This is a genomic window from Kribbella sp. NPDC031520 (assembly GCF_055580825.1).
In genome coordinates this window covers 895135-910498 of record NZ_JBVIKS010000002.1, presented here as the reverse complement: position 1 = coordinate 910498, position 15364 = coordinate 895135, and the positions used below count along the sequence as shown (strand labels likewise).

Genomic DNA, 15364 nt, shown 5'->3' with positions numbered 1-15364 from the left:
AGACAAGAACAAGACAAGAACAGCAAACACAGTCAGAGAAGTGGCCGGCTCAGGTGCTCGAGCGTGAGTCAGCAGAGGCGTGGCAGCGCCAAGCCACCGGCGAGGCCGCACAAGCAGAGGCAGGGAACTGGCGCTTGGCGTTGGAAGGCGCACTATAAGCCCTCGAGTTCGGGATGTGGCTGGTCTCGTTCCCTGGCCGGGCGCTTGCTTCCCGCCGCCTCGCTTCAGTGCAGAGCAATGAAGCTCGGGGAGACGGAACAAGGACCGACCGACGCTCTGTGCGCACGTTCGTCCTACGGAAGCATTCGCCGTGAACGGTTATCCACAGGTGTCAGGTTTTTTTGAATGCCGGACGTCGTCTGCGGTGGGAAGCAACGAAGCGAAGACCGCCACGCCGGTCGCCGACACGAGCATGATCTGGACGGACGTGGGCGCTTCGACCCACCCACTGGCTGGCGACGCGATGGATGCGAGCACAGCTGCGGCCGCCGCGACGTGTCGTCGACTTCGACGCCTGACCATGTGGAGAGTGTAGAGCTCTGTGCGTCTGGTCCATCTAGATGGCGACCGCTCGGTATGTCAGGACTTCGGACCGATGAAGGTGTCCAGGATGGCGACGGCCCGGCGGCGTGCAACGGACAGGGCGTTGGGGCGGGGCATGCGCCAGGGGATGTTGAGTTGGTCGAGGGTTTGCTGGCAGAGGCGCATGATGTCTGCGGACTCGTTCGAGAACATGTAGCGCAGGTATTCGTAGCGCTTGGTCTTGCCACCGACTGTTCGGGTGGTCCAGTTGGCGACCCGGCAGCCGTCGGAGTTGAAGAGGCCGCGGAGGAACTGTTCGGGGTACTGGGCAACGAGTTCGCGCTGCCAGTCCTCGAGTTCGATCTTCCGGAGATGCTTACGGCCGGGTGCGTGCTGCGGGAACAGACACGGCCAGTGCTTCCAGTACGAGACAACCGCAGTACAGCCGATCGCCTGCACCCGGTACGCCGGGCGACTCGGGTGTACCGCGCGTACGGCGTACTCAGCTTCGTCGATCAACCGCGGGTAGACGTCGTCGCACGCGATCCGCAACGCGTATACGTCCCGCCGATGCCGCGACAGACAACCGTCACCGAGATACAACCCCAACAGCTGCACGTACGCCGACCCGTCGAGCAACCCCGTCCCACACCGCGGGCATTCGCTCACGCGCTCCGAACGAGCCGGCCGATCCCGCCACTCCCGCAGCGCCGCACGACTGATCCCAAGCCGCTTGCTGATCGAGTTCAGACTCTCCCCGGACGCGATCGCATCAAGCGCGTTCGCCCGCGTCCGTTCGTCGTACATGACCCGAGCATCGCGGGCGACACCGACAGTTTTCTGTGCCCTGGGTGGGATTCGAACCCACACTTTACGGGATTTGAATCCGCTCTCTCTGCCGTTGGAGTACCAGGGCGTGTGTCCGGTGAAATGCTATCGCATCAAAGTCTGCCTTCGCGCATTGGGCGCGACCGACCGAAACTGTCGGCGCTGTATCCGAGCATGAGGCATGGGGCACATCAGATCGCAGGAGACGGTCGACTCCGCGTTGCGGATGTCGGACAACGGGGTCAGCGACAAGACGAACGCCGAGATCCATGGTGTGGCGATCAAGACGATTCGGCGATGGCGGCGGCTGTACCAGCGGCGCGGGTTGCCGCGGGGGACCGGGTTTCAGGGGACACCGTGTCCGCGGTGTGACGGTGCCGAGTTGGACGAGGCGGCGTACGCGCTGTTGCTGGGGTGGTACTTGGGCGACGGGTCGATCGCGGGGGCGCGGCGTGGTGTGTTCACGCTGCAGATCGTCAACGACAAGAACTACCCGGACCTCAACCGCGAGATCTTCGAGACCATCAAGCTGGTGAAGCCGACGGCAAGCCCCTGTCCGCGGCGGGGCGTCGGTGTCGTGCGGACCGAGGCTCGCTGGAAGCACTGGCCGTGCTTGTTCCCGCAGCACGGGCCTGGGCGGAAGCATTTGCGGAAGATCGAGTTGGTGGAGTGGCAGTTGGAGATTGTTGCCAAGTACCCCGAGCAGCTGTTGCGTGGGTTGTTCCACTCGGACGGGTGCCGGTTCGTGAACTGGGCGAGTAAGCCGGACGGGAAGCGGTACTACTACGTGCGCTACATGTTCTCGAACGAGTCCGCGGACATTCGGAAGATACTGACCGATGCACTGGATCTGTTGGGGATTGCTTGGCGGCAGCCGCGGCGGAACGCTATCGCGGTGAGCCGGAAGGAGGCGGTTGCGGTGTTGGACGGGTTTGTGGGGCCGAAGTCGTGACGTGGGGTCGATAAGGTGTCGGGTGTGACTGCTAAGCGTGTGGTGATCGCTGAGGACGAGGCTTTGATTCGGATGGATCTGGCCGAGATGCTCGCGGAAGAGGGGTACGACGTCGTCGGGCAGGCGGGGGACGGCGAGGAAGCGATTCGGCTGGCGATCGAGCAGCGGCCGGACCTGGTGATTCTCGACGTGAAGATGCCGAAGCTGGACGGGCTGAGTGCGGCGGAGAAGATCGCGGGGGAGCGGATCGCGCCGGTGCTGATGCTGACGGCGTTCTCGCAGCGGGAGCTGGTCGAGCGGGCCCGGGACGCGGGCGCGATGGCGTACCTGGTGAAGCCGTTCTCCAAGGCCGACCTGCTCCCGGCGATCGAGATCGCCGCCTCCCGGTACGTCGAGCTCGCCGAGCTGGAGCGTGAGGTGGCGGACCTGGCCGAGCGGCTGGAGACCCGCAAGCTGGTGGACCGGGCGAAGTCGATCCTGCAGACCAAGTTCGGGCTGTCCGAGCCGGACTCGTTCCGGTGGATCCAGAAGACCGCGATGGACAAGCGGGTCTCGATGCGCCAGGTGGCCGAACTGGTCGTCAACGAGGCCGGCGACGCCTGAGCGGACGGCCCGGCCCTGCCCCCGATCCGCGTTCTCCGCAGGTCGTACCGGCGTGTCGTGACCGTGAGGTGAACGTGCTGGCGGCTTCGTGACGAATCGTGACAGTCACCCGGGTTGACAGGCGGCAAATCTCACGCAGGCAGTTCGCTTGCTGACCGTACGTCACTGACACAGTTGAGGGGTCAGTATCCAGATGAACGAACGATACTTACCGGGGTAACGACCTCACAACACAGCCGGTGCGCTGTTCGCTTGGAACCATCGCCGGGTCTAACCTGCGGATGCTCGTGGCAAATGCGCGAGAGTCCCGGTCTAGCTGGGACTATCCAGACATTGGAGGAACAGTGCACCAGCGTTCCGTAGTACGGGTCGGCGCGACGCTGATCGTTGCGTCGTTGGCCCTGACTGCCTGCGGTTCACGCAGTGGCAACAACTCTGGCGGGGGCTCCGGAGGCTCGACCAAGACCGCGAAGATCGGCGTGATCGCGCCGCTGTCCGGAGACTTGTCGGCCCTGGGTCTGGGTATCCAGCACTCCGTCGAGCTGGCGGTGAAGCAGGCCAACGACTCCAACGCGATCCCGGGCTGGAAGCTCGAGGTCGTGCCGAAGGACGACGAGGCGAAGCCGGACCCCGGTAAGAACGCGGCCACCGCGCTCTCCAGCGACAAGGACGTCATCGGCGTCGTCGGAACGCTGAACACCAGCGTCAGCCAGCAGGTCCAGCCGGTCCTCGCCTCGGCGAAGATCGTCCAGGTGTCGCCGGCCAACACCGGCCCCGGCCTGACCCAGGGCGCCAACTGGCAGACCGACCCGAAGCGGCCGTACCCGACGTACTTCCGCACCTGCACGACCGACGCGGTCCAGGGCCCGTTCGCGGCCCGGTACCTGTACGAGACCGCGAAGATCACGAAGGTCGCCACGATCCACGACAAGAAGGCCTACGGCCAGGGTCTGGTCGGCACCTTCACCGACGAGTTCAAGAAGCTGGGCGGTACCGTCGTCGCGGCCCAGACGATCAACCCGGACGACTCGAACTACAACGCCGCGCTGACGGCCATCGCCCCGTCGAAGCCGCAGGCGATCTACTACGGCGGTGAGTACCCGCAGGCCGGTCCGCTCTCCCAGCAGGCGAAGGCCGCCGGCCTGAACGTCCCGCTGATGGGCGGCGACGGTATCTACGACCCGAAGTACATCACCCTGGCCGGTAAGACCGCCGACGGCGACCTGGCGACCTCGGTCGGTGCTCCGGTGGAGTCGCTGGACTCGGCGAAGAAGTTCGTCTCGGACTACAACGCGGCCGGCTTCAAGGAGCCGTACGCGGCGTACGGCGGTTACTCGTACGACGCGGCGAACGCGATCATCGACGCGCTGAAGACGTCGCTGAAGGACGCCAAGGACGTCGAGTCCGCACGGCAGGCGACGGTCGACGCGATGAGCAAGGTCTCCTTCGACGGCGTGACCGGGAAGGTGGCCTTCGACCAGTACGGCGACACCACCTCCAAGGTGCTCACCGTCTACAAGGTTGCCGGTGGCAAGTGGGCCACCGTCGAGACCAAGGCGTTCGAGGAAAAGTAAGCAGGGTCGACCTCATGTCTCGGGGGTGGGAGGGATCCTCCCACCCCCCCTGGCATGTCACAACCGAGGCAGATGGGAGGTCGACGTGGACCAGTTCTTGCAGCAACTCGTCAACGGGTTGACCTTGGGCTCGCTGTACGCCTTGATCGCGGTCGGATACACGGTCGTGTACGGCATCGTGCAGCTCATCAACTTCGCTCACGGCGAGGTGTTCATGATCGGCGCGTTCGGCGCGCTGACGACGTATCTGTTGTTCTTCAACGGCAAGACCAGCGTCTGGATCCTGCCGCTGATGATCGTCGGCGCGATGATCGCGTCGGTCAGTACCGCGGTGCTGATGGAGCGTGTCGCGTACCGTCCCCTGCGGAACGCGCCACGACTCGCACCGCTGATCACGGCGATCGGTATCTCCGTGTTCCTGCAGGAGTTCGTCCGGCTGTTCTACGAGCGTCCGGGCTGGACCGTGGTGGTGTTCGCCGGCCTGGCGATCGCGGCCGGGTACTTGATCGGCGGCCGGCAGACCGACGCGAACCTCAACCACCCGGTCAGCAAGTGGTACGACCGGGCCCCGTTGCTCGGCGCCGGCGGCGGCGCGGTGGCGTTGTGGATCGTCGTACTGCTGATCAACTCCGACGTCTCCGCGCTGTACGTCGTCGCGGCGATCGTCGGCGGTGCGATCGTGGGTACGGGTGTCGGCATGACCGTCGGCGAGGCGACGAAGTCGCGCGCGCGGGTCCAGGTCGGCGTCCGCGCCGTGGCCGTCGGCGCAGCCGTGGCTGCGGTCATCGCGGAGCTCGGCTGGATCCTGTTCAAGGTGCTGATCGACAAGGTCGAGTGGCCGAGCGCGAAGGCGCGCATCCCGTTCCCGCAGCTCGACGTGGTGACCGGTAAGGCGCTGCACATCGGCGGGGTGACGGTCCAGCGGTCCGCGATCTTCACGGTCGCGGCGCTCGCGGTCTGTGCGGTACTGCTGTGGTTCTTCATCAACCGGACCCGGCTCGGCCGCGGTATGCAGGCGGTGTCGCAGGACCCGGACACCGCTCGGCTGATGGGTATCAACGTGGACCGGATCATCGTGGTCGCGTTCGCCCTCGGCGCGGTGCTCGCGTCGATCGCGGGTGTCTCGCAGGGCCTGCAGAACAACAACATCGACTTCCGGATGGGCTTCCTGGCCGGTCTGAAGGCGTTCACCGCCGCGGTCCTGGGTGGTATCGGCAACGTCTTCGGCGCGGTCGTCGGTGGTCTGGTTCTCGGCGTCGTCGAGGCGATGGCCACGCAGTACATCCCGGGCCAGTTCGGTGGTAGCACCTGGAAGGATGTCTGGGCGTTCGTGATCCTGATTCTGGTTCTGGTGTTCAGGCCGCAGGGCCTGCTCGGCGCGAGGGTGGTGGACCGGGCATGACCAATCTCAAGACGCCTGAGGACAAGGGCACGGAGGCTCCGGTGGCGAAGCCGGGCAAGCCGATCGCGTGGCCGTTGGGTATCGCCGGCGTGGCGCTGCTGATCGTCGGGTCGTTCCTGTCCTGGAGCTACGACAGCCAGATCCTGAACGACCTTTCGATCAGCTTCTACCCGGGCGGCCTGCAGATCCTCGCGATCATCGGCGCGGTGCTGTCGCTGGTGCTGCTGCTGGCGGAGAAGGGCCCGCTGACCAAGCTGGGTGCCTGGCTGGACGCGACCGTCGGCCTGCGGATGCTCGGTACCGGTATGGCGCTGTACATGGTGCTGATCGTGATCGCGATCGGAACCGAGTCGGCCGGCTTCATCAACGTGAACCCCGGCGGCTACGTGTCGCTGGTCGGCGCCCTGCTGCTGGCGGTGTCGGCGTGGATGCTGCCGTTGCGGCAACTGCGGGACATGAGCACGGCGCGCCTGCCGGGCTGGGCCGAGATCCTGATGATCGCGGTGTTGATGGGCGCGATCCTGTATGCCGCGGCGTACGCGCTCGGTCTGCAGGACGCCTGGTCGTTCATCCTCTGTCTGGTGTTCATCGCCGTGGTCGCGACGGCGTTGTTCCGGACCGGGGCGATGACGTTCATCGGTCACGTCGGGCAACGGCGCCGCAAGGTGCTGACGTTGGCCGCGTTCTTGGTGGCGTTCCTGTTCCCGTTCACCCAGAACGGGTCGGACGCGAACATGTCGATCGCGAACCAGGTGCTGATCTTCAGCGCCACCGCGATGGGCCTGAACATCGTGGTCGGCCTGGCCGGGCTGCTGGACCTGGGGTACATCGCGTTCCTCGGGGCCGGCTCGTACACGGCCGCCGTGCTGTCGACGTCGGCGTTCGCGACCGTCGGCTGGAAGCCGAACTTCCTGATCGTGGTTCTGATCGGCGCCTGTGTGTCGGCGACCCTGGGTCTGATCATCGGTACGCCGACCCTCCGGGTCTCCGGCGACTACCTCGCGATCGTGACGCTGGGCTTCGGTGAGATCTTCCGATTCACGATGGGCAACCTGGACGGCAACAACGGCCCGAACCTGACCAACGGCCCGAACGGTGTGCCCGGCATTCCGGACTGGAAGCCCTTCGGGTTCGACTTCGGCAGCCAGCACACCGTCGCCGGGATCGAACTCGGCCGGTTCTCGAACTACTACTTCGTGCTGCTGGTCCTGATCGGGTTCGTCATTCTGGTCTTCGCCCGGCTGAACAACAGCCGGATCGGCCGTGGCTGGGTGGCGATCCGGGAGGACGAGAAGGCGGCCGAGGCGATGGGCGTGAACGTGTTCGGGCTGAAGTTGCTCGCGTTCGCGGTCGGCGCGTTCCTGGCCGGTCTGGCCGGCACCATCAAGGCCCACCAGGACGCCGCGGTCAGCCCGGACCAGTACCAGTTCATCGAGTCGGCGTTCCTGCTCGCCGCGATCGTGCTCGGCGGTATGGGCACTATCGCCGGTGTGTTGCTAGGAGCAACGATCCTGAAGCTGCTGCCGGAGAAGCTGCGGTTCTTCTCGGAGTACCGGCTGCTGCTGTTCGGCCTGACGCTGGTACTGATGATGCGGTTCCGGCCGGAGGGCCTGGTCGCGAACAGACGCCGGTTGCTCGAGTTCCACGAGGAGGACGAGGCGTTGGCCAGCGAAGTCGAAGAGGAACGCCTGGCCGTGGAGGAGGCGAGATGACAGTCACCGAGACCCAGCGCCCGGCCGGGCGGTCGATCGGCGAGCCGGTCCTGGAGGCCTCCGGCGTGACCATGCGGTTCGGTGGTCTGCTGGCGGTGAACGACGTGAACCTGACCGTCCGTGAGGGAGAGATCCTCGGTCTGATCGGCCCGAACGGGGCCGGCAAGACGACCTTCTTCAACTGCCTCACCGGCCTGTACAAGCCGACCAGTGGGCAGGTCCGATTCGCCGGCGCACCGCGGAAGCCCCCGAAGCCCCCGAGGCGCAAGAAGGGCCAGGCGCTCGATCTCGAGGCCGTACCGGTCCCGGCGCTCGCTCCACTGACGCCGCTGCCGCCGAAGCCGCGGGCGGTGGTCCGCGCGGGGATGGCCCGGACGTTCCAGAACATCCGGCTGTTCGCGAACATGACCGCGCTGGAGAACGTGATGGTCGGGCGGTACTGCCGGACCAGCGCGGGCGCATTCACCTCGGTGATCCGCGGGCCGAAGTTCCGGCGCGAGGAAGAGGCCACCCGGGTCCGGGCGCAGGAACTGCTCGACTTCGTCGGTCTCGGCCGATCGACCGAGCACCTGGCCCGGAACATGCCGTACGGCGACCAGCGCCGGCTCGAGATCGCGCGGGCGCTGGCCACCGACCCGAAGCTCATCCTGCTGGACGAGCCGACTGCCGGTATGAACCCGCAGGAGACCCGCCAGGCCAGCGACCTGATCTTCAAGATCCGGGACTCGGGTCTGTCGGTGGTGGTGATCGAGCACGACATGCGGTTCATCTTCAACCTCTGCGACCGGGTGCTCTGCCTGGTCCAGGGCGAGGCCCTGATCGAGGGCACGCCGGACGAGGTGCAGTCCGACCCGCGGGTGATCGAGGCCTACATCGGTACCGGCGAGGACGACGATGACGACGATGACGCCGCGGACGACCGGCCGCAGGACGGCGTACCGGGAGAGGAGACCCCATGAGCGCGATGCTCGAGGTCAAGGACCTGGAAGTTGCCTACGGCAAGATCGTTGCGGTGAAGAAGATCAGCTTCAGCGTGGAGCAGGGGCAGGTGGTGTCGCTGATCGGCACCAACGGCGCCGGTAAGACCACCACGCTGAAGACGATCTCCGGGCTGCTCCGGCCGACGTCGGGGGAGATCTGGTTCCAGGGCGAGCGGATCGACCAGGTGGCGGCGCACGACATCGTCACCCGCGGCCTGGCGCACTCGCCCGAGGGGCGGCGGATCTTCCCGCGGCTGTCGGTCGAGGAGAACCTGATGCTCGGCGCGTTCTCGCGCAACGATCCGGCCGGGGTACGTACCGATCTGCAGGCGGCGTACGACCTGTTCCCGATCCTGGGGGAGCGGCGCAAGCAGCCGGCCGGTACGTTCTCCGGTGGTGAGCAGCAGATGCTGGCGATGGGCCGGGCGATGATGAGCCGGCCGAAGCTGCTGATGCTGGACGAGCCGTCGATGGGTCTGTCGCCGATCATGATGAAGCGGATCATGTCGACGGTGACCGAGCTGCAGAAGCAGGGTACGACGATTCTGCTGGTGGAGCAGAACGCGCAGGCGGCGCTGAAGCGCGCCGACTTCGGGTACGTGCTCGAGGTCGGGAAGATCGTGCTGTCCGGCAGCGGTCGCGACCTGCTGGTGAACGACTCGGTCCGCAAGGCCTATCTGGGCGAGGACTAGTACGTCGTGCTGCTGGTTCAGTTGCGGATGACAACGAGCAACTGAACCAGCAGCGGCGCGACGATCAACGCGGGGAGCAGATCGGCGACGGCTACCTGCTTGAGCTTCAGCAATCTGAGAGCCACGCCGATGAGCATCACACCTCCAGTGGCACCGAGTGCAGTCACGTGAGCGTCGGGTAGTACGTCGCCCAGCACTGCTCCTACGGCGGTCATCGAGCCTTGCACCACGAGTACGACGAGCGCGGACGCGGCGACGCCCCAGCCGAACGAGGCTGCGAAGGCGATGCTGGTGAAGCCGTCGAGGACCGACTTCAGGAACAACTGATCGGCACCGCGACCGAGGCCGTCGGAGAGCGCGCCGAGGAACGTCAGTGGGCCGACGCAGAACACCATCGACGCGGACACGAAGCCCTCGACGAACTTGCCCTCGCCCTCGCCGCGGTCGAACCGGTGCTGCATCCAGGCGCCGAAGCCCTCCAGCCGCTGCTCGATCCGCAGCAGTGAGCCGATGATCCCGCCGATCAGCATCGCGCCGAGCACGATCAGTACCGGCGCGCTGGTGCCGACCGCGTCGCTGAGTGCCTTGTCGCCGACGGTGAGTGCCGACGAGATCGCGATCAGCAGTGTGACCAGCCCGATCGCATCGGTGACCAGGTCCCTGGTCCGGTGACTGAGCCGGTGGCCGACGAGCACGCCGAGTACCGAACCGACGAGCACCGTCGCGACATTCACGACGGTCCCGATTCCGATGAACAAACTGATCTCCGCTCAGCTTTGCATGTGACCCCCGAAGGCCTACTGTTGCGCGAGGACGAGCGTATCGGCCCGTCTGTTCACCTCGGGGGTGGACCGGACCGGGAGGTCGCTGTGGTGGCAGCCGTCGAGGTGAGGGACGCCCAGCCGGGGGACGCAGGCGCCCTGGTCGCGTTGTGGCGTGAGCTCAGCACCGCCGCCGGGCTGCCTTCGCGGCTGCCGGCGCCGCCGTCGGTCGCCGCCGCGGAGGTTGCCGTCAGCAAGCACCTCGACGACCCGCTGGGCCGGCTGCTGGTGGTCGAGCTGGACGGTGCCGTGCACGGTATGGCGTACCTCCGGCGTACGGCGGTCAGCCCGCTGCACGACGACACCACGGTCACGGTGGAGTACTTACACGTCAGCGACGCATCCCGCCGGCACGGCCTGGGCAAGGCGCTGATCGCCGAAGCGGTGGCCTGGGCCGAGCACGAGAGCTGCGCGCACCTGGCCGTCGTTGCGCCCGCGATCGCCCGCGAGGCCAACCGGTTCCTGGCCCGGCTCGGCCTCGGCCAGGCCGGCGTACTGCGGTTCGCGAACACGCTGACCGTCCGCCGCCGGCTCGCCGCCGAGCACGCACCGAACCTGCTCGCCCTGCTCTCGTCACGCCGCTCAGCCTTCGCACGCCGCGCACAGCTCGGCGGCACCGTCGTCAGCTCCCCGGCGGAGCCTGAATCAGCTGGCAAGTGATCCGCGCGGTGCAGACCCGCTTGTCCCGGTCGTCGGTGATGACCACCTCGTACGACGTCGTCGTACGGCCGAGGTAGACAGGCGTCGCCACCCCGGTCACCAGACCGTCGCGGACCGCGCGGTGATGGGTGGCGTTGATGTCGACACCGACCGCGACCTTCCCGTACGTCGCAGCGTGCAGCGCGGAGCCGATCGAGCCGAGGCTCTCGGCCAGTACGCAGGACGCGCCGCCGTGCAGCAGGCCGTACGGCTGGGTGTTGCCCTTGACCGGCATGGTCGCGACCACCCGGTCCGCTGTCGCCTCGGTGACGACGATGCCCATGGTCTGCAGGAGGGTGCCCTCCATGCTCATGCCCGGTCCGAGGTTCGATTCATCTGTCACGGAAGCAGTGTGTCAGAACTGTCCGTGGGACCCACTAGAGTCGGGTTGTGGCTCCAGAAACGACTACCTCGACGTTGACTGCGCAACTCAAAGGCACGGACACCACGGCAGGCACGGGCCGACCGCGGATCCTGCTGCTGGACGGGCACTCGCTGGCGTACCGGGCGTTCTACGCGCTCCCGGTGGAGAACTTCTCCACCACCACCGGCCAGCACACCAACGCGGTGTACGGGTTCACCTCGATGCTGATCAACATGCTCCGCGACGAGCAGCCCACCCACGTCTGCGTCGCGTTCGACGTGTCCCGCAAGACCTTCCGCACCGAGCAGTACGCGGAGTACAAGGCCGGCCGCTCGAAGTCGCCGGACGAGTTCAGCGGGCAGATCTCGCTGGTCAAGGAGGTGCTGGAGGCACTCCGGATCCCGACCACGGAGATCGACGGCTGGGAGGCCGACGACATCATCGCGACGCTCGCGACCCAGGCCGACGAGCAGGGTTTCGAGGTGCTGATCAGCAGCGGTGACCGGGACTCGTTCCAGCTGGTCAACGAGAACGTCACCGTGCTCTACCCGAAGCGCGGCGTCTCCGAGATCGCCCGGATGGACCCGGCCGCGATCGAGGAGAAGTACGGCGTCGGCCCCCGGCTGTACCCGGACCTGGCCGCGCTGGTGGGTGAGCAGAGCGACAACCTGCCGGGCGTCCCGGGCGTCGGCCCGAAGACGGCCGCGAAGTGGCTGAACCAGTTCGGTTCGCTGAACGACGTGGTCGACCGGGTGAACGAGATCAAGGGCAAGGCCGGCGAGTCGCTGCGCGAGCACCTCGCCGACGTGATCCGGAACCGGCAGATCAACGAGCTGGTCCGCGACCTGACCCTGGACGTGTCGGTCGACGACCTGGCCCGCGTTGCCTGGGACCGGGACAAGGTGCACACGCTGTTCGACAGCCTGGAGTTCCGGGTGCTGCGCGAGCGGCTGGTCGCCGAGCACGAGGAGGTCGACGCGACCGTCGACCACGGGTTCGACCTGGAGGGCGTGCAGCTGAAGCCGGGCGAGCTGGCCGCCTGGCTGAAGGAGCACGTCAGCGGCGGCGAGCGCGTGGGGGTCGCGGTCCAGGGCAGCTGGGGCGGCGGTACCGGTCAGATCACCGGGCTCGCGCTGGCGAACACGACGGGCGCGGCAGCCTGGTTCGACCCGGAGGTCCTGACCCCGGACGACGAGCAGGCCTGGAAGGTCTGGCTGGCGGACGCCGCCATCCCGAAGGCGCTGCACGACGTGAACGGCCCGCTGCTCGGATTCCTCGAGCGCGGCTGGACGCTCGGCGGGCTGAGCTCCGACACGCAACTCAGCGCGTACCTGGTCCGCCCGGACCAGCGGGCGTACGACCTCGCCGACCTCACCGTGCGGTACCTCAAGCGTGAGCTGCGCAACGAGGAGGCCGACAACGGGCAGCTGAGCTTCGACGACATCGAGGGCGGGCCGGCCGCGGACCACACGATGCTGCGCGCCCGCGCGATCGCGGACCTCGCCGACACCCTCGACGCCGAGCTCGAGAAGCAGGCCGGTACCGCGCTGCTCGCGGACGTCGAGCTGCCGCTGATCCGGGTGATCGCGGGGATGGAGCGGGACGGGATCGCGGTCGACCGGCCGTACCTGCAGGAACTCGAGGACCGGTTCGCCACCGGTGTCCGGGAGGCGGCCACCGCGGCGTACGAGGTGATCGGCAAGGAGATCAACCTCGGCTCGCCGAAGCAGCTGCAGGTGGTGCTGTTCGACGAGCTGCAGATGCCGAAGACCAAGCGCACCAAGACCGGGTACACCACCGACGCGGACTCGCTGCAGGCGCTGTTCGAGAAGACTGAGCACCCGTTCCTGGCGTACCTGCTCGCGCACCGCGACGCGACCCGGCTGCGGCAAACCGTCGAGGGCCTGCTGAAGACGATCAGCCCGCGCGACGGCCGGATCCACACCACGTTCAACCAGACCATCGCGGCCACCGGCCGGCTCAGCTCCACCGAGCCGAACCTGCAGAACATCCCGATCCGCACCGAGGAGGGTCGCCGGATCCGGCAGGCGTTCGTCGTCGGCGAGGGCAACGAGTCGCTGATGTCGGCGGACTACAGCCAGATCGAGATGCGGATCATGGCGCAGGTGTCGCAGGACCAGGGCCTGATCGACGCGTTCAACTCCGGGATGGACTTCCACTCGGTGACTGCGTCCCGGGTGTTCTCGGTCGAGCCGTCCGCGGTCACCCAGGAGCAGCGCGCGAAGATCAAGGCGATGAACTACGGCCTCGCGTACGGCCTGTCGGCGTACGGGTTGAGCCAGCAGCTGAAGATCGGCGTCGACGAGGCCAAGGGCTTGATGGACGAGTACTTCGAGGGCTTCGGCGGCGTCCGGGACTACCTGCGATCGATCGTGATCGACGCCGGCAAGACCGGCTACACCGAAACCATCCTCGGCCGCCGCCGCTACCTGCCGGACCTGACCAGCGACAACCGCCAGCGCCGCGAGATGGCCGAGCGGATGGCCCTGAACGCCCCGATCCAGGGCTCGGCCGCCGACGTCATCAAGATGGCGATGCTGAAGGTCGATGCGTCACTGCGCGAGTCCGGCCTGAAGTCCCGGATGCTGCTCCAGGTCCACGACGAACTGGTCTTCGAGATCGCCCCCGGCGAACGCGAGGCCCTCGAGAAGCTGGTTCGCCACGACATGGGCCACGCCGTCGAGATGGCCGTCCCCCTCGACGTCTCGGTCGGCATCGGCCGCACCTGGCACGAGGCCGCGCACTGAGTTGACGGAGCCGAACCGGCCGTTTCGCTGGAACCTGATCCGGCCGGACAACCTCGGCTCGCTGCTGGACGACGTACAGATCTGGGAGCTGTTCTTCCTCGACGACCTGATCCGTTGTGCGGCGCGGGTCCTGGGGCAGTGCGGCAACGGTGAGCTGTACTTCGTCGGGCGCTCGGTGGACAGCCTGTTCGATCTGCTGAGCGGGGCGCTGGCTGATACGGAGTGGAGTTCGCGGCTGCATCCGCTGCCGTTGTCGTTGTTCGGGCGGGACGGGCAGACGTTCACCGGCGGCGAGCTCCGGCAGCTCCGGACGAACCTGGCGGCGGACGGCCTCGCGCCGGCCGAGCTGATGCGCGGGCGCCCGACGGTGTTCGTCGATCTGGTTCACGAGGGCTCGACGTTCGAGAACCTGTACGCCGTACTGCGCCGGTGGATCGACGACGAGCATGCGCAGTGGGATGTGATCCGACGGCAGTTGCGGTTCGTCGGGATTACGCGCCGGCAGAAGACCAGCCCGAACACGTTCCGCTGGCAGCAGCACGCAAGCTTCTCGGACGAGCTCCCGTCGTCGGCGATCCGGAACGTGTCGATGGACACGCGCCTCTGGTCGTACTTCGGCGACTATCAGCACAAGACGGCTGTCTCGTTCCGCCGTACCCGATGGTCGGACCCTGACGTCACGGATCCGCGCCGTGACGAGAAGGTGCGGATGGCATTGGCCGAGGCGGTGAAGATCGTCGCCGCGGCCAAGACGCCGAAGGTACGTCGGCAGCTGGCCGAACTGCTGTCCCGCGAGCCGGCGATGAGTGAGCGGTGGCTGCGGGACCTGCAGGTCAGTCTGCGGAGGTGACGTAGCTCGGCTGTTCGGCGGGGGAGAGGGCGCGCTGGATGCAGGCGTGTTCGCGGGGAGTCAGGTCCTCGGGGAGGGCGGCGAGGGGCCACCAGCGGACGTCGGTCGACTCGTCGTCGTTGACTCGGGCCTCGCCGCCCAGCGCGTGGCAGCTGAAGCAGAGGTCGAGGAACTGCACCCGGTCGCCGTTCGGGTAGGCGGCCGGCGGCGTGGTCTCGACACTGAGGAGCCGGTCGACCTCGGCGACGACCGCGGTTTCTTCGTGGATCTCGCGGACCACGGCGACCGCCGGCTGCTCGCCGGGTTCGAGGATTCCGCCGATCAGGCTCCAGCGGCCGTTGTCGGCGCGCTGGACGAGCAGTACCTCGGCCCGGTCGTTCAGGACGACGCCGGTCAGGCCGGTCAGCCAGAGCAGGTCGTGCCCGATCTTCGCGCGCAGGTCGAGGATGAACTTCGGTGTCGGCATACCCCTGACCCTACCGATGACCGTACCGAGCCCGGTTGCGCGTTTCCCACGCAAGAAACCGCTGATGAAACGTTAAGCGGCAACCGCTTGCCTGCAAGATACCGACAGTGACCGGCTGATCCCGGTCAGTG

14 protein-coding genes and 1 tRNA gene are annotated in these 15364 nt (G+C 67.0%); 10 read left to right on the top strand and 5 right to left on the bottom strand.

Annotation, left to right across the window (positions count from 1 at the left end; all coding sequences use genetic code 11):
- Positions 1 to 579 precede the first annotated feature (579 nt).
- Positions 580 to 1329, bottom strand: a complete 750-nt coding sequence (locus ACZ5BU_RS13045; protein ID WP_465698406.1) for a helix-turn-helix domain-containing protein — start codon at positions 1327 to 1329, stop codon at positions 580 to 582.
- A 36-nt stretch (positions 1330 to 1365) separates the two neighbouring features.
- Positions 1366 to 1438, bottom strand: a tRNA-Leu gene (locus ACZ5BU_RS13040).
- A gap of 93 nt (positions 1439 to 1531) precedes the next feature.
- Here ACZ5BU_RS13040 and ACZ5BU_RS13035 point away from each other — a divergent pair.
- The 7 genes from ACZ5BU_RS13035 to ACZ5BU_RS13005 all read left to right on the top strand — a co-directional run bounded on the left by ACZ5BU_RS13035 (position 1532) and on the right by ACZ5BU_RS13005 (position 9265).
- Positions 1532 to 2302, top strand: a complete 771-nt coding sequence (locus ACZ5BU_RS13035; RefSeq protein WP_465698404.1) for a transcriptional regulator — start codon at positions 1532 to 1534, stop codon at positions 2300 to 2302.
- Between the two features lie 15 nt (positions 2303 to 2317).
- The gene (locus tag ACZ5BU_RS13030) at positions 2318 to 2905 is read left to right on the top strand and encodes an ANTAR domain-containing response regulator (protein ID WP_141862072.1); all 588 of its coding nucleotides are present in this window, start codon (positions 2318 to 2320) and stop codon (positions 2903 to 2905) included.
- A gap of 344 nt (positions 2906 to 3249) precedes the next feature.
- Positions 3250 to 4479 (top strand): branched-chain amino acid ABC transporter substrate-binding protein, encoded by a 1230-nt coding sequence (locus ACZ5BU_RS13025; protein ID WP_465698402.1) that lies wholly within the window; start codon positions 3250 to 3252, stop codon positions 4477 to 4479.
- Between the two features lie 85 nt (positions 4480 to 4564).
- Entirely contained in the window at positions 4565 to 5881 is a 1317-nt protein-coding gene (locus ACZ5BU_RS13020) for a branched-chain amino acid ABC transporter permease (protein WP_465698400.1), read from the top strand.
- Positions 5878 to 7593 (top strand): branched-chain amino acid ABC transporter permease, encoded by a 1716-nt coding sequence (locus ACZ5BU_RS13015; protein WP_465698398.1) that lies wholly within the window; start codon positions 5878 to 5880, stop codon positions 7591 to 7593. The genes ACZ5BU_RS13020 and ACZ5BU_RS13015 overlap by 4 nt, the downstream gene beginning before the upstream one ends.
- Complete coding sequence (locus tag ACZ5BU_RS13010) at positions 7590 to 8552, top strand: ABC transporter ATP-binding protein (RefSeq protein ID WP_465698396.1); 963 nt, start codon at positions 7590 to 7592, stop codon at positions 8550 to 8552. Before ACZ5BU_RS13015 ends, ACZ5BU_RS13010 begins: the two co-directional genes overlap by 4 nt.
- Positions 8549 to 9265: an ABC transporter ATP-binding protein gene (locus ACZ5BU_RS13005; RefSeq protein ID WP_465698394.1), complete on the top strand. Its 717-nt coding sequence runs from the start codon at positions 8549 to 8551 to the stop codon at positions 9263 to 9265. Before ACZ5BU_RS13010 ends, ACZ5BU_RS13005 begins: the two co-directional genes overlap by 4 nt.
- 17 nt (positions 9266 to 9282) lie before the next feature.
- On the opposite strand, the gene ACZ5BU_RS13000 is transcribed toward ACZ5BU_RS13005, so the two are convergent.
- Positions 9283 to 10023 carry a DUF554 domain-containing protein gene (locus ACZ5BU_RS13000; RefSeq protein WP_465698392.1) on the bottom strand — a complete coding sequence of 247 codons (741 nt, stop codon included), beginning with the start codon at positions 10021 to 10023 and terminating at the stop codon, positions 9283 to 9285.
- A 114-nt stretch (positions 10024 to 10137) separates the two neighbouring features.
- Between ACZ5BU_RS13000 and ACZ5BU_RS12995 the strand changes: the two genes are divergently transcribed.
- The gene (locus ACZ5BU_RS12995) at positions 10138 to 10746 is read left to right on the top strand and encodes a GNAT family N-acetyltransferase (RefSeq protein WP_465698390.1); all 609 of its coding nucleotides are present in this window, start codon (positions 10138 to 10140) and stop codon (positions 10744 to 10746) included.
- Here the strand turns inward: ACZ5BU_RS12995 and ACZ5BU_RS12990 are convergent.
- Complete coding sequence (locus ACZ5BU_RS12990) at positions 10709 to 11128, bottom strand: hotdog fold thioesterase (RefSeq protein WP_465698388.1); 420 nt, start codon at positions 11126 to 11128, stop codon at positions 10709 to 10711. The genes ACZ5BU_RS12995 and ACZ5BU_RS12990 overlap by 38 nt on opposite strands.
- Before the next feature lie 74 nt (positions 11129 to 11202).
- Between ACZ5BU_RS12990 and polA the strand changes: the two genes are divergently transcribed.
- Complete coding sequence (gene polA / locus ACZ5BU_RS12985) at positions 11203 to 13917, top strand: DNA polymerase I (RefSeq protein ID WP_465699253.1); 2715 nt, start codon at positions 11203 to 11205, stop codon at positions 13915 to 13917.
- Position 13918: 1 nt separating this feature from the next.
- Positions 13919 to 14767 carry a hypothetical protein gene (locus ACZ5BU_RS12980; RefSeq protein WP_465698386.1) on the top strand — a complete coding sequence of 283 codons (849 nt, stop codon included), beginning with the start codon at positions 13919 to 13921 and terminating at the stop codon, positions 14765 to 14767.
- On the opposite strand, the gene ACZ5BU_RS12975 is transcribed toward ACZ5BU_RS12980, so the two are convergent.
- The gene (locus ACZ5BU_RS12975; RefSeq protein ID WP_465698384.1) at positions 14751 to 15233 is read right to left on the bottom strand and encodes an NUDIX hydrolase; all 483 of its coding nucleotides are present in this window, start codon (positions 15231 to 15233) and stop codon (positions 14751 to 14753) included. The two genes, ACZ5BU_RS12980 and ACZ5BU_RS12975, sit on opposite strands and share 17 nt — an antisense overlap.
- Positions 15234 to 15364 lie beyond the last annotated feature (131 nt).

Bases quoted from the DNA above. Each gene is read 5' to 3' on its own strand.
- ACZ5BU_RS13045 (WP_465698406.1), bottom strand. From the start codon at position 1,329: ATGTACGACGAACGGACGCGGGCGAACGCGCTTGATGCGATCGCGTCC.
- ACZ5BU_RS13035 (WP_465698404.1), top strand. From the start codon at position 1,532: ATGGGGCACATCAGATCGCAGGAGACGGTCGACTCCGCGTTGCGGATG.
- ACZ5BU_RS12975 (WP_465698384.1), bottom strand. From the start codon at position 15,233: ATGCCGACACCGAAGTTCATCCTCGACCTGCGCGCGAAGATCGGGCAC.
- ACZ5BU_RS13005 (WP_465698394.1), top strand. From the start codon at position 8,549: ATGAGCGCGATGCTCGAGGTCAAGGACCTGGAAGTTGCCTACGGCAAG.
- ACZ5BU_RS13010 (WP_465698396.1), top strand. From the start codon at position 7,590: ATGACAGTCACCGAGACCCAGCGCCCGGCCGGGCGGTCGATCGGCGAG.
- ACZ5BU_RS13015 (WP_465698398.1), top strand. From the start codon at position 5,878: ATGACCAATCTCAAGACGCCTGAGGACAAGGGCACGGAGGCTCCGGTG.